Origin of the sequence: Pseudomonas sp. NFR02, assembly GCF_900119375.1 — a bacterium.
Lineage (GTDB): Bacteria > Pseudomonadota > Gammaproteobacteria > Pseudomonadales > Pseudomonadaceae > Aquipseudomonas > Aquipseudomonas paracarnis.
On sequence record NZ_FPJJ01000002.1, the window covers coordinates 546578 to 567520 of the forward strand.

The 20943-nt window shown below is 58.0% G+C and carries 27 protein-coding genes; all 27 read left to right on the forward strand.

What is annotated here, in order from left to right; translation table 11 throughout:
• Positions 1-87: 87 nt before the first annotated feature.
• The 27 genes from BT199_RS08160 to recX all read left to right on the forward strand — a co-directional run bounded on the left by BT199_RS08160 (position 88) and on the right by recX (position 20889).
• Entirely contained in the window at positions 88-1917 is a 1830-nt protein-coding gene (locus BT199_RS08160; RefSeq protein WP_072434272.1) for a phage tail tape measure protein, read from the forward strand.
• Positions 1917-2300, forward strand: coding sequence for a phage tail protein (locus BT199_RS08165; RefSeq protein ID WP_057701379.1), 384 nt, complete (start codon positions 1917-1919; stop codon positions 2298-2300). The genes BT199_RS08160 and BT199_RS08165 overlap by 1 nt, the downstream gene beginning before the upstream one ends.
• On the forward strand, positions 2293-2505 hold the full coding sequence (locus tag BT199_RS08170) for a tail protein X (protein ID WP_072434273.1): 213 nt from the start codon (positions 2293-2295) through the stop codon (positions 2503-2505). Before BT199_RS08165 ends, BT199_RS08170 begins: the two co-directional genes overlap by 8 nt.
• 9 nt (positions 2506-2514) lie before the next feature.
• Positions 2515-3525, forward strand: a complete 1011-nt coding sequence (locus tag BT199_RS08175) for a contractile injection system protein, VgrG/Pvc8 family (RefSeq protein ID WP_072434274.1) — start codon at positions 2515-2517, stop codon at positions 3523-3525.
• Positions 3526-3579: 54 nt separating this feature from the next.
• On the forward strand, positions 3580-3777 hold the full coding sequence (locus BT199_RS08180) for a hypothetical protein (RefSeq protein WP_256575938.1): 198 nt from the start codon (positions 3580-3582) through the stop codon (positions 3775-3777).
• A 92-nt stretch (positions 3778-3869) separates the two neighbouring features.
• Positions 3870-4361, forward strand: coding sequence for a phage tail tube protein (locus BT199_RS08185; protein ID WP_072434276.1), 492 nt, complete (start codon positions 3870-3872; stop codon positions 4359-4361).
• 8 nt (positions 4362-4369) lie between these two features.
• Positions 4370-4720 carry a phage tail assembly chaperone family protein, TAC gene (locus BT199_RS08190; protein WP_032893278.1) on the forward strand — a complete coding sequence of 117 codons (351 nt, stop codon included), beginning with the start codon at positions 4370-4372 and terminating at the stop codon, positions 4718-4720.
• A gap of 29 nt (positions 4721-4749) precedes the next feature.
• Positions 4750-5004 carry a hypothetical protein gene (locus BT199_RS08195; RefSeq protein WP_032803291.1) on the forward strand — a complete coding sequence of 85 codons (255 nt, stop codon included), beginning with the start codon at positions 4750-4752 and terminating at the stop codon, positions 5002-5004.
• Between the two features lie 152 nt (positions 5005-5156).
• Positions 5157-6227, forward strand: a complete 1071-nt coding sequence (locus tag BT199_RS08200; protein WP_256575939.1) for a phage tail tape measure C-terminal domain-containing protein — start codon at positions 5157-5159, stop codon at positions 6225-6227.
• A gap of 28 nt (positions 6228-6255) precedes the next feature.
• Entirely contained in the window at positions 6256-6594 is a 339-nt protein-coding gene (locus tag BT199_RS08205; protein WP_005785426.1) for a phage tail protein, read from the forward strand.
• 218 nt (positions 6595-6812) lie between these two features.
• Positions 6813-7496 (forward strand): phage minor tail protein L, encoded by a 684-nt coding sequence (locus tag BT199_RS08210; protein ID WP_072434277.1) that lies wholly within the window; start codon positions 6813-6815, stop codon positions 7494-7496.
• 2 nt (positions 7497-7498) lie between these two features.
• Positions 7499-8272 (forward strand): C40 family peptidase, encoded by a 774-nt coding sequence (locus BT199_RS08215; protein ID WP_057711472.1) that lies wholly within the window; start codon positions 7499-7501, stop codon positions 8270-8272.
• A 33-nt stretch (positions 8273-8305) separates the two neighbouring features.
• Positions 8306-8935 carry a tail assembly protein gene (locus tag BT199_RS08220; RefSeq protein WP_072434278.1) on the forward strand — a complete coding sequence of 210 codons (630 nt, stop codon included), beginning with the start codon at positions 8306-8308 and terminating at the stop codon, positions 8933-8935.
• 32 nt (positions 8936-8967) lie between these two features.
• Positions 8968-9576, forward strand: coding sequence for a tail assembly protein (locus BT199_RS08225; protein ID WP_072434279.1), 609 nt, complete (start codon positions 8968-8970; stop codon positions 9574-9576).
• 59 nt (positions 9577-9635) lie between these two features.
• Positions 9636-13466, forward strand: a complete 3831-nt coding sequence (locus tag BT199_RS08230; RefSeq protein ID WP_072434280.1) for a TipJ family phage tail tip protein — start codon at positions 9636-9638, stop codon at positions 13464-13466.
• The gene (locus tag BT199_RS08235) at positions 13463-13792 is read left to right on the forward strand and encodes a hypothetical protein (protein ID WP_032893270.1); all 330 of its coding nucleotides are present in this window, start codon (positions 13463-13465) and stop codon (positions 13790-13792) included. The genes BT199_RS08230 and BT199_RS08235 overlap by 4 nt, the downstream gene beginning before the upstream one ends.
• Positions 13789-14472, forward strand: coding sequence for a hypothetical protein (locus BT199_RS26800; RefSeq protein WP_139271605.1), 684 nt, complete (start codon positions 13789-13791; stop codon positions 14470-14472). The genes BT199_RS08235 and BT199_RS26800 overlap by 4 nt, the downstream gene beginning before the upstream one ends.
• Before the next feature lie 95 nt (positions 14473-14567).
• Positions 14568-15599, forward strand: coding sequence for a pyocin knob domain-containing protein (locus BT199_RS08240; protein WP_072434281.1), 1032 nt, complete (start codon positions 14568-14570; stop codon positions 15597-15599).
• A 2-nt stretch (positions 15600-15601) separates the two neighbouring features.
• The gene (locus tag BT199_RS08245) at positions 15602-15928 is read left to right on the forward strand and encodes a hypothetical protein (protein WP_072434282.1); all 327 of its coding nucleotides are present in this window, start codon (positions 15602-15604) and stop codon (positions 15926-15928) included.
• A gap of 68 nt (positions 15929-15996) precedes the next feature.
• Positions 15997-17076, forward strand: coding sequence for a hypothetical protein (locus BT199_RS26805; RefSeq protein ID WP_139271606.1), 1080 nt, complete (start codon positions 15997-15999; stop codon positions 17074-17076).
• Positions 17067-17420, forward strand: coding sequence for a hypothetical protein (locus BT199_RS08255; protein WP_072434284.1), 354 nt, complete (start codon positions 17067-17069; stop codon positions 17418-17420). The genes BT199_RS26805 and BT199_RS08255 overlap by 10 nt, the downstream gene beginning before the upstream one ends.
• Entirely contained in the window at positions 17417-17629 is a 213-nt protein-coding gene (locus BT199_RS08260) for a hypothetical protein (protein ID WP_072434285.1), read from the forward strand. The genes BT199_RS08255 and BT199_RS08260 overlap by 4 nt, the downstream gene beginning before the upstream one ends.
• A 39-nt stretch (positions 17630-17668) precedes the next feature.
• A complete protein-coding gene (locus BT199_RS08265; RefSeq protein ID WP_072434286.1) occupies positions 17669-18208 on the forward strand; it encodes a glycoside hydrolase family 19 protein in 540 nt (179 codons plus the stop codon).
• On the forward strand, positions 18196-18690 hold the full coding sequence (locus tag BT199_RS08270; RefSeq protein WP_034135795.1) for a lysis system i-spanin subunit Rz: 495 nt from the start codon (positions 18196-18198) through the stop codon (positions 18688-18690). Before BT199_RS08265 ends, BT199_RS08270 begins: the two co-directional genes overlap by 13 nt.
• 80 nt (positions 18691-18770) lie before the next feature.
• Entirely contained in the window at positions 18771-19271 is a 501-nt protein-coding gene (locus BT199_RS08275; RefSeq protein ID WP_020301157.1) for a CinA family protein, read from the forward strand.
• 83 nt (positions 19272-19354) lie between these two features.
• Positions 19355-20413: a recombinase RecA gene (gene recA / locus BT199_RS08280; RefSeq protein WP_014717176.1), complete on the forward strand. Its 1059-nt coding sequence runs from the start codon at positions 19355-19357 to the stop codon at positions 20411-20413.
• Between the two features lie 8 nt (positions 20414-20421).
• On the forward strand, positions 20422-20889 hold the full coding sequence (gene recX, locus BT199_RS08285; protein ID WP_072434287.1) for a recombination regulator RecX: 468 nt from the start codon (positions 20422-20424) through the stop codon (positions 20887-20889).
• Positions 20890-20943: the final 54 nt, after the last annotated feature.

Sequence of the window (20943 nt, forward strand, 5' to 3'; positions counted from 1 at the left end):
AGAGATCCTCGACTGGGACGCCGGAAAAGCATTGCGCCGCTACGACATCGCGATCACTCGCCTTGGCGTTAAACAGGAGTAAGCGGGATGCAGAACAGCTATTCGCTCGCATATGCCGTCGCCTTGAATGGCCGGGATGCGTTCGGCAATACAAACGGCGCACATGACGCCGATATCCTCAGCCCCGGTGCGTTGTCGGTTGGCAGCCCACCTCCGTCAACGGATTTGGCTGCTTTGTCCGGGACAGTTGCCGCGCTCGCCAACGCAACGCTGAAACTTGATGAACTGGCACTGTCGCTCGGCTCATTGCGTGAGGGTGTAGATTCGCTCGACACCGCCTTGTCGACGCTGCGGGCAATTGATGTGCGTTCATCCAATGTGGGTGAGCGAACAGAATCGAAGACGGTGTCTGAATCCGCTTCGCGCACTTCTGAGGATCTACGCCATACCCGCGAGGCTATGACCCTGGGCAACGCCCAGATACTAGACCTGGCAAGCGCGCTGCAGCATTCAGGCAGCTATTTGAAGTTCGACAAATCCGCGACGTCGGAGAAGTCAGTCAAGGTGCTGCGTGAGGAGTCGAGCGAAAGCAGCAAACGCTTCTCTACAACCCTGGATGCCACATCGGTCTGGGGAGAATCGCTTTGGCTGAAAGCCAAGACGAGCCTGACGGACAGCGCCAATGTCGCCGCTGAAGACTCACCGGTTCTGGCGAGCGCGATCAAAACGGCTGGAGCTGTTACGCCGGTGTTTACCGAACTGTTCTCAGGTTTGGGAGACACGATAAAAAGCCGCGTTGCCGGCAATGTGGTCGATGCGACGCTGGGTAAGCTCCCCGGTGTTGGCAAGCTGTTCAAGGATGGCGGTTCGGAGAAAGACAAAGCGTGCTGCTGTGCGACCGCAACTGAGCGCCCGATTGGAAGTCGACGTTCGCGCTCGCAGGGCTCCCGGGGGAAAAAGAGTTCTCGTCAGTCGTCCTCGCAAAAACCGCAGAGATCTCGAAGCCCTCAAAGCGCGCAGAGCATGCAAAAGAAACAGCCGCTTGCGCCGAAGACAGCTTCGACCAAACGATCACCGGCAGGCAGGAAAGGCGGTGTGTTTGCCAGGATTCTAAGCGGCCTCGAGCGTGATGCAAAAGTGTTGTTACCGCCGCCATTTTTAGGCCTGAATGCCGCTGGCCCGGCTCAGCGGTTGCAACCCCGTGAGGTGCTGGCGAACGGCCGAGCAAAGAACCCATCCGCAGGCCCGTTGACCGCGAACAAAGGCCCCGGGCTGATCGAGGCACTAGAGCGCAAGCTCATCCCCATGCCTTTCGAAAGCCGGGTAACGACTCCGGCCAATACTCCCGATTTCAAGCGTGAACCTCTGCCTGGCACGCTGAAGATGCCTGCCAACCCGCTGGGAACCGTGAGTAGATTGGGATTGGCCGGCGCCCGCCGTCTTGGTCCACTGAAGTACGTCGACACCGCCGTGGATGTGATCCAGGGCGTGCGCACAGGTGACGTCAAGGCTGTCGGTTCTGGCCTGAGCACCGCCGGTGGCGCTTGGGCCGGGGCGTCCGCCGGCGCCGCGCTCGGCACCCTGGTTTTCCCAGGTATCGGCACCGCAGTCGGCGGCGCCATCGGTGGCTTGCTCGGCAGCGAAGCAGGCAGTTGGCTTGGGGATAAGTTGTTCGCTTCAAGCGATCGTCTACCTGCGCCGAACGCCCTGAGTAAAGAGCTCAACAGCGCGCGAACAGACAACGTCCAGGTCACGCTCTCACCGAGCATCCAGATCACCGGCGTCAACCCGGCGGACGCTCAGCAGGTGGTCAATCAGGTGATCCAGGCCCTGCAGTTTCAATGCGTGCCGATGGTTACCGACTCCCTGGGCATCCGGCGCAACGCGGCCCTGGCCGATCCTTCAGGAGGTGATTGATGCGACAACAAATGGTGCTGGGCGACTTTATTTTTGGCTTGTCCCGAGGTTTTGCCTATTCGTCGCTGATGCGCAACAGCGACGGCGGTTGGAGTGACCTGGCGATCATTGCCAGTAAACCGCAGTCGCGCCAGAACGGCCAGAAGCTGGAAAAACTCACGTTCAGCGGCACCGCCATGTACGCCGTCGGTATGCAACGCCTGGACGAATTGCGCGCTCTGCAAAATGCGCGGGCGCCGTTGCCGCTGGTCGATGGCATCGGCCGTAACTGGGGCCAGTGGCGGATCAATGCGGTGGTGGAAAACCAGAGCCATGTGATCGATGACGGCACTGCCATGGTCATGACCTGGACCCTTGAACTGGAGGAATTCGTCAATGCGTAGAGTGCGAAGTATTGCCGGTGACTCGGTCAACCTGTTGCTCTACCGCGAATTGGGGCGTTGCGATGACGCGGCGGAAGAAACCCTCTGGCGCTTGAACCCTGAACTCGCCGAATACGGCCCGGTACTGCCCGCAGGTATATGGGTGATTGTGCCTGAGATGCAAGCCAGGCCGGCCGCGGTGCGTCCCGTCCTGGCCTGGGATTAAGGAGGCGGTATGGCACAGGGATTCACCCCGATCGTGGAGTTCTATGGCGCCAATGCGACGCTGCTCAATCAACGCCTGATGCACTGGAGCCACACCGACGCGGCGGGCATCGAGACCGATCGCCTGGAGCTGACCCTCAACATCGAAGGGTTGGAAGGCTTGCCCAGCCTCAGTGGCAAGATCGGCCTGCGCGTCGGCTATCAGGAAACCGGCCTGGTGGAAAAAGGCGAATTTGTCGTCACCCAACGAACCCCGGTGCTCTTTCCAATGCGCCTGATGATCGTGGCCACCGCCGCACCCTTCAGCGGGACGGATAAAAGCGGCTACCGCCAGCGCCGTTCCGCCAGTCATGGGCCGACCACCCTGGGCGCATTGTTCCGGCAACTGGTCAGCCGCCACGGTTTTTCGCCGCGTGTGGCACCCACGCTGGACGGTATTACGATCGAGCATATCGACCAGTCCAACGAAAGCGACATGGCCTTCATCACCCGCCTGGCCAAGCGTTACAACGCGGTCACCAAGCCGTTCAACGAGCTTTATGTGCTGGCCGAAGCGGGGCAGGCCAAGTCACTCACCGGCCAGTTGCTGCCCGAAGTAAAGCTGTCCGTGACACACGATAACCGCCCGGGAAACCAGGCCTTTATCACCGCCAAGCTTGATGAAAAATCGCGCTCCAAATACATGGGCAGCCGCGTCAGCTGGTGGGACGCCGCTGCAGGCAAACAGCGTGTGGTTCAGATCGGAATAGCCCCGTTCAAGACCTTGCGCCAGCCTTGCCAGAACGAAGCCGAAGCCCGCGCCGTGGCCGAAGGTGAACTACGCCGCGTGGGCCGTGAAGGCTTGAAGTTACAGATCGATTGCCCAGGCAACCCGTTGCTGGCAGCCGAAGGGTTGCTGGTGCTGGATGACACCTGGCCTGTTTACATGCAGGGGCGCTGGTCGATTACCAAAGTGACCCACGTTGGCGACCCGGCGACGGGGTATCGCAGTTCGATCATGGCTGGTGGGTTGGCGTCTTGATCGCCACCGTTGCACGTTGCGCACGCTCACCACTGACTCGCTACAGGAACCAGGATGCCTATGAATGACGAAGAATTGGCGGCGATCAACCGTTTGATCGCCGCCCTGCAAACCCAGACCGATGGCCAGGTGGCGCTAAATGCCGCCATTCGGCTGTTGGCCCAGAGTAACCAGGCGTTGGTCGAAGTGATCAAGAGCCGAGAACCGGACCCGAATGCACCGCCTTACCTGGACGGCAAACCGGCGCCCTGATCCCGTCTCGACCTGCCTTGTACGCAGCAACATAGCCGTTGCACCCCACAACCCGCCTTCGCGGGTTTTTTATTGTTCATGGAGAACACTCGATGTCGATTCTTACCCAAGGTACCCAGATTTTCGCCCTCGTTCCGCCGGTCTCCGGCACCGGGCCCTATACCGTGCTGGAAGTTGAGCACGCCACTTCGTTCGAGCCGGGCGGCGCGCCGGCTGAGCAGATTGAAGACACCAGCCTCAATGCCGAGGAGCGCAGCTACAAAAAAGGTTTGCGCACCCCAGGTACGGCGAGCCTTGGCCTGAATGCCGACCCGACCAACGCCAGCCATATCCGCTTGCACCAGCTGTCTGAAGCCAAGGGCGATACCGGCGTGAAGTGGGCCGTGGGCTGGTCCGACGGCAAGGATGTACTGCCGGCCGTCAACGCTAAAGGCGATGGCTTTGAACTGCCGGCGACGCGCACCTGGTTCACCTTCGACGGCTACGTGTCGGACTTCCCGTTCAACTTCGCCCTGAACGCGGTCGTGACCACCACCGTCACCATCCAACGCACCGGCGCCAGCGCCTGGATCAAGAAAGCCTGAGAGACGCCATGAACCTCAAACAACTGAAAGCCAAGGGCGGCATCGTCGATGGCCAACTGGTGAAGAAGGAAATCAGCTGGACGCACCTGGACAGCAAAACCGGCAAGGAAGTGACTGACACCTTCACGTTGCATATCCGCCGCCAGTCTTTCGGCGTGATCGAGCGTCTGTTCAGCCAGGGCGAATCAGCACAGAGCCGTAACGCCAGCTACCTCGCCGCGTCAGTGTCGTTGGGTGCCGAGGGTGATGAAGCCCTGAGTTATGACGATGCCTTCGGCCTTGAGCCGTCATTGGGGTTTGTGATGCTCAATGCAGTCAATGAGGTCAATGGCACCCAGGGTGGCGGCGCAAAGAACTGACGGTCGCCGATGAGTTCTGGCACGAACTGGTGCTGAACGGAGTCGGCGGCCGCACGATCGCCGAAGCCAAGGAACGCATGACCTACCACGAAGCCCTGGCCTGGGGGCGCTATATCGACCGATATGGCTCCCTGCACGCCGGTAGGCGGCTGGAGGCGGGCAGCGCGTTGGTGGCGCTGCAGACCCACCGGCTGGGCGGCGGCACGGCCGAGATGATTGACTTCATGCCCCACGAGCTGCGCCGGGGTGTGTCGCTCGAACGTGCGATGAACGAGTGGCGTTAAGGACGACGCGACTTTCCATGAAACCCGTTTCGACGGGTTTTATCCATGACCCGGAGAAACCTATGGCAACTGCTTCCCAGGGTAATCTGACGCTCAACCTCGGCAGCCTGGAGCAGGCCCTGGCGAAGGCGTCACGGATTACCGAAAACAGCATGCGCGAGATGCAGCAGAAGATCGAGGACGCCAGCAAAAAGGTCAGCGCCTCTGCCGCAGCGGCGCTACAGGTCACGTCCGGCCAGTTCAAGAGCTTTCAAAGGGCCTATGACCCGGCCACGGATGCGGCAGAAAAATTTATCCAGAAAAATGCGCAGTTGATGCAAGTGCTCAAACAGAGCCAGGGTGCGCAGAATGATTTTGTTGGGGCGTTGGATGCGCAGTCCAGTTATACCGAGCGGGCGGGGCTGAAGTTTCCAACGGGTGGGCCGTATGGGGATGCAGCTTCATCGGATCAGGAGGGGATGGCTCTTCTGAGTGAAGAAAAAACTGGGCAGGTTAAAAGTAATTTCGCCGATATGACCCAACTGCTCGATGATTGGCGCGAAGGCGCCAGTGCTGCGTTCAGAGAGTATTCTACTAACGCAGGTACGGCAGCCGAGCAATCGAAGGCGGTGTTCGCCAGTGCTTTTGAAAAGATGGACGCCGCGGTCCTGACGTTTGCGACTACGGGGAAGTTCAACTTCTCTGACTTTGCCACCTCGGTACTTAAAGACATGGCGGCGATGGCTGCCAAAACGGCGGCCTCTAGTGCCCTGAAGTCGTTGTTCAGTTTGGCCGGCTCGGCCATCACCAGTTGGTTGAGCCCTTCTGTTCCAGCAGGTTCAGTGCTGGGGCCAAGCGGGTATCAAAATGAACTCAATGTCTCCGGCATTAAGTATGCCAATGGGGGGGTATTCACCAACTCCATTGCGACCAGCCCCACACTGGCCCCCATGGCCCTCTTCGGCGAAGCCGGCCCCGAAGCCATCATGCCTCTGAGCCGTGGTTCCGACGGCTCCCTGGGCGTGCGCGCATTGGGCGGCGGCCAAGCAGGCAACACCAGCAGCAACCAGGTGGTGATCCAACAAACCATCAACGTTGCCGACGGCCAAGGCTCAGGCACCGACACCAACGCCCAGAACGTCGCCCGCGCCTACGCCGGCTCAGCCCGCCAGGGCGCCGCCGAGCAGATCGCCCGTGACCTCAAACCGGGCGGGCAAATCTGGTCGGCCATCAACGGCCGCTGACCCTCAACGGCTTACGCCTGGAGAAAACATGAGCACAGAAACTTTCACATGGGTGCCCAAGGTGGAGCCCGTCGGCAGCGTCGAGTTTCGTCTTAAGACGGCCAAGTTCGGCGATGGCTACCAGCAGACGGCAGCAGACGGGATCAACAACAAAACCCAGTCCTGGCCACTGACGTTCGTGGGTGACGAGGCGCGCATCAAAGCGATTGTTGCTTTCCTTGATCGCCATGCCGGCGCCAAGGCGTTCAACTGGACCGCACCACTGGCAGCGCCTGCGTTGTATCGCTGCAAGGGTTATCAGCCAACGCCCATGGGCGCCGGGCTCTATTCCCTGACGGCGACGTTCGAGCAAGCCTTCCACCCCTAGCGCCGCCTCCACCCCGCCACAGTGCGCAATGCCGTTCAGTTAAGCGTATATCGCCTCTGTAGGAGCGAGCTTGCTCGCGAAAAACGTCAACGATAACGCGTGTTTCCTGATTGAACGCGGCGCCTGTGAGTTTTTCGCGAGCAAGCTCGCTCCTACAAAAAGCCTTAACTGAACGGCATTACGCCACAGTGCGGGGTTTTCTTTGCCCGGAGAAACATATGTCTATCACCGCAGATATCCAGACCCTGGAGCCCGGGGCCTGGGTGGAGCTTTTCGAACTCGATGCCACCCCTTTGGGCGCCGAGCTGTACCGGTTTCACGGTTACCCCCAGGAATCATCGATCTTCTGGCAGGGCCACGAATATTCACCTTGGCCGATCCAGGCCGAAGGCTTTGAAATGTCGGGGCAGGGCACCCAACCGACGCCGACGCTGGCCGTAGGTAACGTCGGCGGTTTCATCACGGCGCTGGTGCTGTATTTCGAGGATCTGGTAGGCGCGCGGCTGATCCGCCATCGTACCTTGGCCAAGTACCTCGACGGCCAGCCCGAAGCCGACCCTGAAGAGGAACTGCCGCGGGACATCTGGTACGTCGAGCGCAAAGTCGCCGAAAGCAGCGAGACGGTGAAGTTTGAACTGGCCAGCGCGCTGGACTTCAACGGCGTGCAGCTACCACGTCGGCAGATCGTCGCCAACGTGTGTTGGTGGCTCAGTTGCGGTGGTTACCGCGGCCCTTATTGCGGCTATAACGGCGGCCCGGTGGCGGATGCCAATGATGTGATCGTCACCGACGCGGCCAAGGATAAATGCGGTGGGCGGCTGACCAGCTGCAAGCTGCGTTTCGGCGAAAACAACCCACTGCCCTACGGCTCATTCCCGGCAGCCGGACTGTTGCGGAGCTGAGCATGAACAAGACCAACCTGGCGGCGATTACCCGGCACGCCGTGGCCGCGTATCCCCATGAGTGCTGCGGCCTGCTGATTCGTGAAGGGCGCAAGCGTGTGTATGTGCCGTGTCGAAATACGGCGAGCACGCCCAGCGAACATTTTCGTCTGGCGCCCGAGGATTACGCCGCCGCCGAAGAGCGGGGCGAGATCCTCGCAGTAGTGCACAGCCATCCGGATTGTCCGGCGACACCCAGTGAAGCAGACCGTGTGGCGTGCGAAGCCTCCGGGTTGCCCTGGCACATCGTTGAAGTACACAAAGGCGACGACGGGCAGGTACGCACCGGAGAATGGGCCGGTTGCACGCCAAACGGTTACCAGGCGCCCCTGATCGGTCGTGCCTTCGCCCACGGCGTGCATGACTGCCTGAGCATTATCCTTGACTACTACCGCCGCGAGCTGGGTATCGAGCTGGGTGACTATCAGCGTGAAGACGGTTGGTGGGACAACGGCGGCAACCTCTACCTGGACAACCTGCCGGCCGCTGGCTTCGTGCAGGTCAGCCAACTGCAACAGGGCGATATCGTGCTCATGCAGATCCGCTCGCCAGTGCCCAACCATGCCGCGATCTACCTGGCCAATGGCGTGCTGCAAAGTGAACCCGAACATTACCCCGCGCCAGGTTCGATCCTGCACCACCTGTATGGCCGCGACAGCAAGCGCGACACCTACGGCGGCTATTGGGGCGAGGTGACGGTGAGCTATTGGCGACACGGCCTGCGGGCCAAACATTAACCACATCGGCGGATCATTCGCCGGGAGGATGCCATGCATCATGAAAAAGTCAGGACGGTGCGCCTCTACGGCAGCCTGGGCGCGAGCTTCGGGCGCGTGCATCGACTGGCGGTGAGCAATGCCTCGGAAGCTATCCATGCGCTGTGCATTCTGGTGCCAGGGTTCGAGCGTTTCTTGATGGAGTCCAAGGACCGGGGCGTGACGTATTCGATCTTCCTGGGCCGGGACAACATTGGTCAGGATCGCCTCAAGGCACCTCCAGGCGCTGCGGATATCCGTATCGCACCGGTACTGGTGGGCAGTAAGCGCGCAGGGTCGATGCAAACCATTATTGGCGTTGCGCTGATTGTGGCGGCGTCGTACTTCTCTGGCGGTCTGGCATCGGGAAGTTCCTCTACCCTGATCGGTGCTTCATCCGCCACCGGCTGGACCTTTGCCGCGAGCATGGGGATCTCCATGGCCATGGGCGGCGTCGCGCAGTTGATGTCGCCCATGCCCAAGGGCCTGGGCACCATGGACCGCCCGGATAATCGCTCCAGCTACAGCTTCAATGGCCCGGTGAACACCAGCATCCAGGGTGGCCCGGTAGGCCTGTTGTATGGCGAACTGACGGTGGGCAGTGCGGTGGTCAGCGCGGGTATCTATGCGCAGGACCAACTCTAGCCAACGTTGCGAAGATGACCAGGAGAGTGCTCATGGGATTGGCAGTAGAACAAAATATGATGCGAACCGTCCTGCTATCAGGCTCGCTCGCCAGGCTTTTCGGTCGAGAGCATCGTGTGACCACCACGGGTGGTTTCAAGGACGTGATGGGCTACTTCAAACAGTTTCCCGGCTTTGAACGTTACATGCTGCAGAGCGCTGACAAAGGTTTGCGCTTTGCGGTATTCAACGGCAAACGCAACATTAGCGAAGACGATATCCAAAAGCCTCTTGGCAAGGACGTGATTCGTATCGCGCCAGTTTTAACCGGCTCCAAGCGGGCCGGGGGGCTACAGACCATTATCGGCGCGGTATTAATCGCGGTGGCCTACTACAACCCGTTTGGCTTTCTCACGGGCCCGGCGGCCAGCATGATGATGATGGCAGGTGCGTCCATGGCGATGGGGGGCGTCATGCAGATGTTGTCACCTCCCCCCAAAGGGCTTGGCGCCCAGGATAGCCCCAACAATCGCCCGAGCTACAGCTTCAATGGCCCGGTCAATACCAACGCCCAGGGCAATCCGGTAGGGCTGCTCTACGGCGAGTTGGTCGTCGGCAGTGCTGTGATCAGTGCTGGCATCTACGCCCAGGACCAACTCTAACCGTCCTCCTTTTCACCCAGCCCGCCGAGTGCGGGCTTTATTTCGCCTGAAGGAAAGCCATGACTGACCTCACTCTCGCTGGCAGTAAAGGCGGCGCGTCCAAGCCCCGTCCCTCCGTGGAGGCGCCAGACAGCCTGCAAAGTACGGCCTATGCCCGTATCCTCGATCTCGTCAGCGAAGGCGAGATTGTCGGTTTGAAAAACGATAAGCGCTCGGTGTTTCTCGACGAGACCCCGCTGGCCAACGCCGATGGCAGCCTCAACTTCAGTGGCGTGACCCTCGACACCCGCAATGGCAGCCAGGACCAGTCACATATCCCTGGCTTCCCGGCAGTGGAAAACGAAAGCCCGGTGTCGATCGAGCTGCGCAGCGATCAGCCCTGGACCAAGTCCTATTCCAACCTGCAACTGTCGGCGGTACGGGTTCGCCTGGCCGTGACGCGCCTGTCGCAGACCAACACCAGCAACGGCGACACCAACGGTTATACCGTGCAGTACGCCATTGACCTGTCCACCGACGGCGGCGCATTTACAGAGGTGCTGGCCGCCGCGTTCAGTGGCAAAACCACCACCAAGTACGAACGTTCCCACCGTGTCGACTTGCCACCCGCGAAAGTCGGCTGGACCTTGCGCGTGCGCCGTATCACGCCGAACTCCACCAGTGGCACGATTGCCGATACCACCACCGTGGAATCGTCCACCGAGGTGATTGACGCCAAGCTGCGCTACCCGGGCTCGGCGCTGATCGGCCTGCAATTCGATGCCGCGCAATTTCAGTCGATCCCCTCGCGCTCCTTCGAACTGCGCGGGCGCATCATCAAGGTGCCAAATAACTACGACCCGCAAACCCGCACCTACAGCGGTGTATGGGACGGCACGTTCAAATCGGCCTGGACCGACAACCCTGCCTGGATTTACTACGATCTGCTGTTGCACCAACGCTATGGCCTGGGCCACCTGCTCAACGCCGGTCAAGTAGATAAGTGGGAGCTGTACCGCATCGGGCAGTACTGCGACCAGCCGGTGTCCGACGGCAAGGGCGGCACCGAACCGCGCTTCACCTGCAACCTGTACCTGTCGGTGCGTGCCGATGCATTGAAGGTGCTGCAAGACCTGGCGACTACCTTTCGGGGCATGTCCTACTGGGGCGCGGGTTCCGTGATGGCGGTGGCGGATATGCCGGAAGACCCGGTCTACACCTACTCCAACGCCAACGTGATCGGCGGCCAGTTCATCTACGGCGGTTCGGCGAAAAAGACCCGCTACACCGTCGCCCTGGTCAGTTGGAATGACCCGACGGATTTCTATCGCCAGAAGGTGCAATACGTCGACGACGCCGAAGGCATCGCGCGCTACGGCATTCAGCAAACCGAAATCAGCGCCACCGGTTGCACGTCGCAAGCCCAAGCCCAGCGCATCGGCAAATGGGCGTTGCTGACCAACCGCCTGGAAACCGAAAGCGTGACCTTCGCGGTCGGCCTCGACGGCACCCTGGCGCGGCCCGGCCAGATCATCCGCGTGGCCGACAACGACCGCGCCGGCCGCCGCATTGGCGGACGCCTGCGCGCTGCCACTCTCGACACCCTGACCCTGGATGCCGAAGTCACCGCCACTGCCGGCGACACCATCACCCTGGTGATGCCCAACGGCAAGGCTGTGTCCCGAGAGGTCAAATCCGTCAGCGCCGCAGGTGCGGATGAGCAGTTGGTTACGCTGCAAACCAAGCTCGACGACATGCCGCCGGCTCAATCGATCTGGGCTATCGATTCGGCGACCCTGGCTTTGCAACAGTTCCGCGTGCTGTCGATTTCCGAAGACTTTTCGGATGACGAAATCAAATACAGCCTCAGCGCGGTCAAGCATGTACCGAGCAAGTTCGCGGCCATCGACAACGGCGCCAAAATCGACAGCCCGCCGATCACCGTGATCCCACCGAGCGTGCAAGCGGCGCCGACCGGCGTGATGGTCAGCAACGACCATTTCGTCGAGCAAGGCAGCGCGGTCAATGTCATGACCATCGAGTGGCAGCGAGTGGCCAATGCCATTGCGTACGAGGCTTACTGGCGCAAGAACGACGGTGAATGGGTTTACGCAGGCCGCACGGGCGGCGGTTCTATCGAAGTGTCCGGCATTTATGCCGGGCGTTATGTGGCCAAGGTACGGGCGATCAACGCGCTGGATATCGGCTCCCTGTATAGCGAGTCTGTAGAGACTGTACTTAACGGCAAGACCACATTGCCGCCGACCGTGGCAGCGCTGACGACGGAGTCGTTGGTGTTTGCGATCAAGGTGAAATGGCTGATTCCGCAGGGAGTGAGCACGGCGGATTTGCAGCGTACGGAAATCTGGTACGGGAAGACCTCCGACTTGGCGCAAGCGACCAAGCTCGGGGATTACGCGTTCCCGCAGACCGATTTGACCATGATGGGGCTGGCGGCGGGGGCGTCGTTGTTTTTCTGGGCGCGGCTGGTGGATCGTACGGGGAATATCGGGCCTTGGTTTCCAAACGGATCGGGCGTCAACGGGCAAGCGAGTTCGGATGCATCTCCGATCCTGGATCTGATCGCCGGGCAAATCAGCGAGACGGAACTGGGTAAGCACTTGCTCGACCGTATCGAGCTGATTGATGGATCGGGCGCGGGTTCGGTCAACGACCGATTGGACAATACCCGTAAAGAACTGCAAGCACTGGTTGATCAAGTCACGGATGCGTTGCTGTACGACGCGGCCAGGGCATATGCCAGTGGCGAGTTTGTACGCCAGGAGAATCATCTTTACCAAGCTATCCAGGCAGTACCGGCTAACAGCCCACCGCCTAACGCGGCTTATTGGCTGGACATTGGCTCCCTTGTGCAAACCAGCAATGCATTGGCGTTGCAGATCCAGCAGAACAAAACGGCGATCGAGACGGTGGACGGCAAGGTCACCAGCACTGCCCAGAAAACCGACGGGGTGTATGCCCAGGTCAACCCGAAGATGGCAGGTGATGAGCAAACCTCATTCGCGGGTGATGACGTTTCCATGGCTGGCACCTGGTCGGTGATGTCAGCGATTGTCGAGGGTGATATTGCTCAGGCGATGAAGACCGATGCGTTGGAGGTGAGGGTCAGTCAGAACCAGGCCAGTATTACCAACGTAGACAGCGCTTCTGCTTCCCGGGATGAGGCCCTTGCCCAGCGGGTTACGCGGCTGGATGCAAGGGTCAGTCAGAACCAGGCCAGTATCACCAACGTAGACAGCGCTTCAGCTTCCCGGGATGAGGCCCTTGCCCAGCGGGTTACGCAGCTGGATGCAAAGGTCAATAACAACTCGGCGTCGATTGATACGCGACTGACGACCTTGGCCACTGCGGACAAAACGCTGGCCCAAAGTATTGAAACGGTGCAGACCAAAGTTAACCAACAGTCAGTGAGTATCCAGACCAATGCCTCGGCGATTGCGGATACCAATGGGAAGTTGGCGGCGAATTGGTCAGTGCGGATGCAGGTTGCCGCAGGCGGAGGGTACAAGTTCGCCGGTATTGGGTTGGGTATCGAGAATGGTCCAGGTGGATTGCAAAGTCAGTTTCTGATTTCGGCGGATCAGTTTGCGATTTATAACGAAAATACGCCGGGTATGCCTTCGACACCGTTCGCGGTTAGAGGTGCTGAAACATTTATCGATAGTGCGTTTATTCAAAATGGCACGATCACCAACGCCAAAATTGGCAGCACTATTCAATCTGATGCACTGGGAGTCAATGGGAAACCAGTGTGGATTTTGGACAAGTCAGGGTTGTTTGAACTCAATAGTTCCGGGCCAGGAGGGCGCCGTGAAGTTCGACCAAACGTTGACAAAATTTACGATGCGGAAGGAAATCTAAGGATAAAAATTGGAGATCTCAACTCATGACGCATGGTATCCAGTTTTATGATGATCAAGGAGGCGAAACCTTAGGGCTTAATTCAAAAACCATGAGAGCAGTTTCCCTTGTTCATGGACAGGGCTTGCCAACGAATGGTGCAATGGTAGCACTTCCAAAGTTTGATCCTCTAAAGGGAGTGGTTATGGTGGAGGCTTATGGCATAGAACAAACCATAATGCCGGGCTACTCCATTGTGGGTGCCTATCCAAATGCAAGTTTAAAATTCGATGTGCTGAATGCGGAATGGGCAGCTGCTTTCGCCGCGCAGTATGCGAATCAGCAATATTCGATTATGGCGGTGCACTATAAATGAGCTATGGAATACTATGTGTTGGTAACGAAGGTCAGACGATCATCGATGATGAAAACTCTCTATTTCATGTCATCTCATCAGGAAGCTATGCCGCTGCTGCACCCAATATTCAAGGGTGTTGGATCTATGTGACTTACACAGCGACGATAAGTTCGCCCAGACCACCGCTGGTATTTATTTCGCCGGACGGTGCGGGTGTTTATTTTCCGATTGTGCATACGGGCGCTGCTGGAGCATGGACGGGTTTTTCGGTTTACTTTGCTGGCAATTACCCAACTGTAGGTCTCGCCTACACTGGGAAATACTGCGCCTGTGTCGCTCATCCACCGGCAACAAGTGGTTATGGGTTCCAGATTTTTGATAAAAGTGGTCAGGTGGTGTTTGACAGCAATTACAAAATAATGAGTTTTGTAGGCGGGGTTCAGGATTGGGTCCCCCATGACTATCTGGATATGAACTTTTTCTTTCGAGTGTGGACGTATAGCCTGCCTTGGACCTACGGTAAGAATTCATATTTTTTAATGAATATGTTTCGGCAGGACTTTTTGTCTGGGTTGAGTTTGTCATCAGTGACTGTAGGGTTCCCCAATGCATCGAGAGGAACTATTGAGTTATCCATTGTGACCGGTAAAACGGCTGCGCCGAAGGTAAATTGGCCGCTGCTCGTCGGTATCCCTTAATCCTATGAAGCTGATTTTTAGTGCGAGTCCCCCTGTAGATATTTATGTGTGCGACGAGTGCTGAAGGTTCTTTGATCTATTAGCGGAAGGAAAAAATGGCACGACAAGAAATTGAACTAGGTACAAAACCCGCGGGCATCGGCGGGGATACCCCCCGCAGTGCTAATTTAAAAATCAACGCAATGACTCAAGAGCTGTATAGCCGGATGGATGCACTTGGCTCAGCGGCTTCCGGTATATTGACTACAAGTGCCGATGATCATACTCCAGGCCGAGTCGTTCGCGTGGGTGATTTTGGTGTGGGTGCCTACAATCCCCTCCCGGAGGCGGATCTTGATGGTGTGCGCAAAGCTGGCACCTATTACTCAATATCCGGCTTGCATACCCCGACAGGCCAAAACGGTTGGTTGACCGTCAATGAGGCCGGGGCCGGTTACACCATGCAAGAGTACTTCGTCGTCAACGACGCTTCTAAGTGGATCCGCGTGGAGGTCGTGGGCGTTTGGCAACCCTGGCAAAAAGTCCTCACCGACGGCCCGGGCCTGGCCTCCACCCAGCAGCGGTTGGGCCTCAAGTCACGTGCCTTTCAGGCCGATGGTGAGCGGGTATTGGGGCAGAACACTACGGAGGCGGGGAAGGCCAATGGCTCGCTGGTTTCCTCGCTCACAATCCATACCGCCATCCGCTATACCGAGAGCGAATCGCCGTTGATTCGGTGTGTGGGCTGCATAAACGGCTACACGTCGCCGTTTACGCTCGACTTGTCCTGGTACTACTACCAGGGCTCGTTCAGTTCCGGCGTTGCACTGTTGAATGCGGCATCCCCGGCCATTGGCAATTTGCAAGGCGGACCCTCGTTGAAAGTCCGCGTGTACCGTCGTCCAGAGACCGGCCTGATGTCGATCTACATCGGTTTTCCTGGAGTGGTCTATCTACCCCGATTTGCGATGTACTCAATTCAGACCGGAGCCCTTGAAGTGCCAGCAGCCTTCGCATCGAACTGGCTCACGGAAGTGGACATTGCGCCGCCTACGTCGGACATGAACGTGGGCGTGTTGAATGTCATCACCACTCTGAATACGGCCAACTGCGCAAAGCAGGCTGATGGCTCTATAAAGGCGATTTGAAAATGAGAGCAGTCGTTGAACTACGTGGGGCCGAGGGCACTTGTACGGTTGTTCCGTTCAGCAGCCAAAAAGTCACTTCGAAGCGGAAGGCTCAGGGTGTTTATGAAGTGCGCGGTACGGTAGGGCTTATCCCGCTTGCGCCTGAAGGAAGTGGGTGGGGATACAGCATGGGCGTGGGCGAGAAAGAGGTGTTAGCAGTGATTACGTATTCCAGGAAAGTCATGACCATCAAATTGCAAAAAGATGGGCAACCCTATGAGTTGGTTGGGGGCATTTCTCTGCACTGTGAAATTGCAGACTCCGTTGCGGTGTTGTTGCCTGCATTTTGATTGAATAAACGGTGTTTTTTATACCGCCTTCGTGCGGCTTTTTTTTGCCTGCTTTTTGGGAGACTCAAATGGCACGACTGGAAATAGATCTAGGTACGCGGCCCAGTGGGGTAGGCGGTGATACGCCTCGCAGTGCAATGGTCAAACTCAATGCAATGACCGAAGAATTATACAAGGGGGATGCGCTGTCCAAGGCAAGCGGATGGGGGGCAAGCGCTCCTATTGCGATGAAGCCTTCGGACAGTGCCGATGCCTTACCAGCAATCAACGGTCTATTCATGTTCGGCAACGGCGGGGCTTCACTGCCATCGAGCTATGTTTTTATCATTCAAACCGTTAGTAGTGCCGGTGGAGGCTATGTACGACAAGTCGCTTTCGATCTGCTCAGTGAGCGGGAGTGGAGCCGGCAATTTGCTCAAGGAGCAATTGCTAAACCTTGGCAAAGTGGTGTTTACGGTGAATTGGATATTAGCTCTGCACTGACACTGCGTCATCGCCTCAAAACCTTTAATCCCTATACCTATATTGCTGATATCGATGATGTGACTGCAGCTCAAGTTCCTGGGTATGGGTATGTTTCTCTCAATACGAAAGGCACAATACCTCCGGGTTATGCATATGGCGTAGTCAATACGGTTTTGAATCCGAGCGATCAGGTCTTTCAGGACTTTGTAGGTTTGACAGGTCTTCCAGGCGCTACCCAGAACGCTTTTAGGCGGACCGGTTATGGCACTGGCGAGACTCGCTGGGGCCCTTGGCGACTGATCATGGACAGTGCCAGTGCGCTGCAACCAGTGAATGAAAGTGAGCGCAGCGGGTTGATGGATGTGACCATCATGAACGGCAACGCTGCGGTATGGCGCTACAAGAACGGGAAAGCCGTCATCAATATCTGGACCGGCACCAGTGTATCTCTACAGCCGGGTGACATCATCAGCCAAGTCGTTGCACTGCCCATCCAAATTGTCGATGCGCGTTTCGCTGTGTGCGACGTTAACTTTCAACCCACTATCAGCTATGACCATTATGGAATCAATACGAAGTGGGTCAACGGTGACGGTACCTCGGTAGGTTTTACTTGCCGTAACGGTGCGACGGCACAGCAATTTACAAACTTCAAGGTACAGGTAGTGGGAGCGTGGAAGTGATCATTATCAAATTATTTGCTGTGCTGATGGATGGTGAGTTGACTGCAAGTCTCAAGGGTGAACGCCTGACCGTTGGAGAAGATGTCTTGGACCTGTCCATGATCCCTGACGGTTACCAAGTCCATTCGAACGATATCGAGTGCAAATGGTTGGCGCCCATGTCGGTGATTGAGCGCAATAACGGAGTGTTGAGCTTGACCCTGAAGTTGCCAGTAACCCCGGACTCGCCTGAGTCGATGCGCAATCCGGAACCGCTGGCTGTTACGCGAGACGGGCCAGTCTCTATTCCCCGTGCACCGGTTGTCGCCGTCTCGGTTATCAAACCCATCGAGGTTGAAGTATGAGTCTGATAAAACTTGATGCCATTCAGAAGATTGGGAGTGTTGCAGAGGATCGCGAGTTGGCCAGAATGAAGGCGGTGGCTTATTTACAATCAACCGACTGGCAGGTAATCGCCAAGTATGAGCGTGATCGGCCAATCCCTCATGAGGTCACACTGAAACGCAAGGCCGCTTTGAATATCGTCAACGATGTGCCTGATGCACAAAACTGACTGCAAGCGGGGGCGCGTATTTATCATCTGGAGCAACTCATGCCGATGACACAGCAGCAGCTACTGCAGATCCTCCCTGACGCCGGCCGAAAAGCCGGCGCTTTTATTCCTGTATTGAACAGCTCAATGGGTAAATATGGCGTTGTCACCCCGCTGCGCATTGCTGCCTTTATTGCTCAAGTTGGACATGAGTCCGGTCAGTTACGTTGGTTGAAAGAACTTTGGGGGCCGACAGTTCAGCAGGCGAAGTATGAGGGGCGGGCTGATCTGGGCAATTCGGTTGTGGGAGACGGTTTCAAGTTTCGCGGACGAGGCTTGATACAGGTCACAGGGCGAACTAATTACGCTAACTGTGGCAAGGCGCTCGACCTGGATTTACTCGAGCATCCGGAGCTTTTAGAGATACCCCGATGGGCCTGCGAATCCGCCGCCTGGTTCTGGCAAAGCAACGGCCTCAACGAGCTCGCCGACAAAGGCCAGTTCACCACCATCACCCGCCGCATCAACGGCGGCCTCAATGGCCTGGACGCCCGTTTGCAATTGTGGGCGCGGGCGAAGGCGGTGCTATGCGTTTCCTAGGCGCGTTTGGCTTGATCGGTGTGTGTCTGCTCATGGCGCTTGTGTGGCAGGTGCAGGCATGGCGATACGGGGCGCAGTTGGAGCTGCAATCAGTCCGACATGCACAGGCGCTCAGCCAGCAAAACCAGGCAATCCTCGACCAGCAACAGGCCGAACAGACCAAACGCCAGGCCCTTGAACAACAGCTCTCTACTAGTGACCATCAATACATTCAGGAATTGAACGATGCCCAACGCAACCAAGCTGCTCTGCGCGACCGCCTGGCCACTGCTGATGTGCGGCTGTCAGTCCTTCTCGCCACCGTCGCCAGTGGCTGCACAGTGCCAGCCGCCCCCAGCGCCGGCGGCGTGGTTCATGCAGCCTCGCGAGCCCGACTTGACCCGGCGCATGCTCAGCGAATTATCCGCATCACCGACGACGGCGATAACGCCCTGATCGCCTTGCGTGCTTGCCAGGCCTACGTGCAGGCCGTCGCGCATTAGTCTCTTGATGCACTCTGTGTCTTGCATGGTCGATGGGCTCCTGTAGGGTAGGCAAACCCCGCTCATTCTTGGAGACGACCGTGAAGGAAATCACTCAACTGGCTGCCGAACTGGGGCGCCGTTTGCAGGTGCTCAGTGCCCACGTCACCACTGCCGAGTCCTGTACCGGCGGCGGTATTGCCGAAGCCATCACGCGGATCCCGGGCAGTTCGGCCTGGTTCGAGGCGGGCTATGTCACTTATTCCAACCGGCAGAAGACCCGGCAACTGAATGTGCCGGAAAAGCTGTTTGCCAAAGTCGGGGCCGTCAGCCAGGAAGTGGTGGAAGCGATGGCCCGCGGCGCGCAGGAAAAAAGCCTGGCGCGGTTTGCCGTGGCGGTCAGTGGGGTCGCGGGCCCCGATGGCGGTTCGCCGGACAAGCCGGTGGGTACCGTTTGGCTGGCCTTTGCCGTGGGCGACGAGGTGACGGCCGAGCTTGCGCACTTCCCTGGCAACCGCGACGAGGTTCGCCGACAAACGGTAAAAGCCGCGCTGGAGGGCTTGTTGCGACGAGCTGCAGCAGAAATAGACAATCAGGGGTAGGCGATCACCGATCTTTGTGGAACAATACTGTCTACTTATACAGGTGTTGGCCGTCAGGCCTTATTGATTACGTGAGGACTTTAATGGACGACAACAAGAAGAAAGCCTTGGCTGCGGCCCTGGGTCAGATCGAACGTCAATTCGGCAAGGGTGCCGTAATGCGTATGGGCGATCACGACCGTCAGGCGATCCCGGCTATTTCCACTGGCTCTCTGGGTCTGGACATCGCGCTCGGCATTGGTGGCCTGCCAAAAGGCCGTATCGTTGAAATCTACGGTCCTGAATCTTCCGGTAAAACCACCCTGACCCTGTCGGTGATTGCCCAGGCGCAAAAGATGGGCGCTACCTGCGCGTTCGTCGACGCCGAGCACGCCCTGGATCCTGAATACGCCGGCAAGCTGGGCGTCAACGTCGATGACCTGCTGGTTTCCCAGCCGGACACCGGCGAGCAAGCCCTGGAAATCACCGACATGCTGGTGCGCTCCAACGCCATCGACGTGATCGTGGTCGACTCCGTGGCGGCCCTGGTGCCCAAGGCTGAAATCGAAGGCGAAATGGGCGACATGCACGTGGGCCTGCAAGCCCGCCTGATGTCCCAGGCGCTGCGTAAAATTACCGGTAACATCAAGAACGCCAACTGCCTGGTGATCTTCATCAACCAGATCCGTATGAAGATCGGCGTGATGTTCGGCAGCCCGGAAACCACCACCGGTGGTAACGCGCTGAAGTTCTACGCTTCGGTCCGTCTGGATATCCGTCGTACTGGCGCGGTGAAGGAAGGTGACGAGGTTGTCGGTAGCGAAACCCGCGTCAAGGTCGTGAAGAACAAAGTGGCCCCGCCATTCCGTCAGGCTGAGTTCCAGATTCTCTACGGCAAGGGTATCTACCTGAACGGCGAGATGATCGACCTGGGCGTACTGCACGGTTTTGTCGAGAAGTCCGGTGCCTGGTATGCCTACAACGGCAGCAAGATCGGTCAGGGCAAGGCCAACTCGGCCAAGTTCCTGGCAGACAATCCGGATATCGCTGCCACGCTTGAGAAGCAGATCCGCGACAAGCTTCTGACCGCAGCGCCGGACGTGAAAGCGGCTGCCAACCGCGAGCCGGTAGATGAAATGGAAGAAGCCGATACTGACGTCTGAAGCAAACGATGACTGTTGTACTGGATACACTCGTCGCCGTTCGGCGCACTGCGATGGACCTGCTCGCTCGCCGCGAGCATGGTCGAGTCGAGCTGACACGTAAGTTGCGTCAGCGCGGCGCAGAGCCAGAGATGATCGAAACAGCCCTCGACCGGTTAACGGAAGAAGGGCTGTTGTCGGAAGCCCGTTACCTTGAAAGCTTTGTGTCTTACCGCGCACGTTCCGGTTACGGCCCTGCGCGGATTCGCGAGGAGTTAAGCCAACGTGGACTGCAACGTGCCGATATTGACCTTGCGCTACGTGAGTGCGGTATCAATTGGCAGTCGCAGTTGGAAGACACCTGGCGTCGCAAATTTGCGGGGCATCTTCCGATTGATGTCAAAGAACGTGCGAAGCAAGGTCGCTTCTTGAGTTATCGCGGGTTTTCGATGGACATGATCAGCCGCTTGTTGAGCGGCCGGGATATGGACGACTGAACGCCAAAAAACAAAAGGCCCACTATGAAAATAGTGGGCCTTTTTTTTTGCCTG

What these genes read in the sequence shown, in the direction of transcription:
- BT199_RS08160 (WP_072434272.1), top strand. Translation starts at nt 88, where the DNA reads ATGCAGAACAGCTATTCGCTCGCATATGCCGTCGCCTTGAATGGCCGG.
- BT199_RS08165 (WP_057701379.1), top strand. Translation starts at nt 1,917, where the DNA reads ATGCGACAACAAATGGTGCTGGGCGACTTTATTTTTGGCTTGTCCCGA.
- BT199_RS08170 (WP_072434273.1), top strand. Translation starts at nt 2,293, where the DNA reads ATGCGTAGAGTGCGAAGTATTGCCGGTGACTCGGTCAACCTGTTGCTC.
- BT199_RS08175 (WP_072434274.1), top strand. Translation starts at nt 2,515, where the DNA reads ATGGCACAGGGATTCACCCCGATCGTGGAGTTCTATGGCGCCAATGCG.
- BT199_RS08180 (WP_256575938.1), top strand. Translation starts at nt 3,580, where the DNA reads ATGCCTATGAATGACGAAGAATTGGCGGCGATCAACCGTTTGATCGCC.
- BT199_RS08185 (WP_072434276.1), top strand. Translation starts at nt 3,870, where the DNA reads ATGTCGATTCTTACCCAAGGTACCCAGATTTTCGCCCTCGTTCCGCCG.
- BT199_RS08190 (WP_032893278.1), top strand. Translation starts at nt 4,370, where the DNA reads ATGAACCTCAAACAACTGAAAGCCAAGGGCGGCATCGTCGATGGCCAA.
- BT199_RS08200 (WP_256575939.1), top strand. Translation starts at nt 5,157, where the DNA reads ATGCGCGAGATGCAGCAGAAGATCGAGGACGCCAGCAAAAAGGTCAGC.
- BT199_RS08205 (WP_005785426.1), top strand. Translation starts at nt 6,256, where the DNA reads ATGAGCACAGAAACTTTCACATGGGTGCCCAAGGTGGAGCCCGTCGGC.
- BT199_RS08210 (WP_072434277.1), top strand. Translation starts at nt 6,813, where the DNA reads ATGTCTATCACCGCAGATATCCAGACCCTGGAGCCCGGGGCCTGGGTG.
- BT199_RS08215 (WP_057711472.1), top strand. Translation starts at nt 7,499, where the DNA reads ATGAACAAGACCAACCTGGCGGCGATTACCCGGCACGCCGTGGCCGCG.
- BT199_RS08220 (WP_072434278.1), top strand. Translation starts at nt 8,306, where the DNA reads ATGCATCATGAAAAAGTCAGGACGGTGCGCCTCTACGGCAGCCTGGGC.
- BT199_RS08225 (WP_072434279.1), top strand. Translation starts at nt 8,968, where the DNA reads ATGGGATTGGCAGTAGAACAAAATATGATGCGAACCGTCCTGCTATCA.
- BT199_RS08230 (WP_072434280.1), top strand. Translation starts at nt 9,636, where the DNA reads ATGACTGACCTCACTCTCGCTGGCAGTAAAGGCGGCGCGTCCAAGCCC.
- BT199_RS08235 (WP_032893270.1), top strand. Translation starts at nt 13,463, where the DNA reads ATGACGCATGGTATCCAGTTTTATGATGATCAAGGAGGCGAAACCTTA.
- BT199_RS26800 (WP_139271605.1), top strand. Translation starts at nt 13,789, where the DNA reads ATGAGCTATGGAATACTATGTGTTGGTAACGAAGGTCAGACGATCATC.
- BT199_RS08240 (WP_072434281.1), top strand. Translation starts at nt 14,568, where the DNA reads ATGGCACGACAAGAAATTGAACTAGGTACAAAACCCGCGGGCATCGGC.
- BT199_RS08245 (WP_072434282.1), top strand. Translation starts at nt 15,602, where the DNA reads ATGAGAGCAGTCGTTGAACTACGTGGGGCCGAGGGCACTTGTACGGTT.
- BT199_RS26805 (WP_139271606.1), top strand. Translation starts at nt 15,997, where the DNA reads ATGGCACGACTGGAAATAGATCTAGGTACGCGGCCCAGTGGGGTAGGC.
- BT199_RS08260 (WP_072434285.1), top strand. Translation starts at nt 17,417, where the DNA reads ATGAGTCTGATAAAACTTGATGCCATTCAGAAGATTGGGAGTGTTGCA.
- BT199_RS08265 (WP_072434286.1), top strand. Translation starts at nt 17,669, where the DNA reads ATGCCGATGACACAGCAGCAGCTACTGCAGATCCTCCCTGACGCCGGC.
- BT199_RS08270 (WP_034135795.1), top strand. Translation starts at nt 18,196, where the DNA reads ATGCGTTTCCTAGGCGCGTTTGGCTTGATCGGTGTGTGTCTGCTCATG.
- recA (WP_014717176.1), top strand. Translation starts at nt 19,355, where the DNA reads ATGGACGACAACAAGAAGAAAGCCTTGGCTGCGGCCCTGGGTCAGATC.
- recX (WP_072434287.1), top strand. Translation starts at nt 20,422, where the DNA reads ATGACTGTTGTACTGGATACACTCGTCGCCGTTCGGCGCACTGCGATG.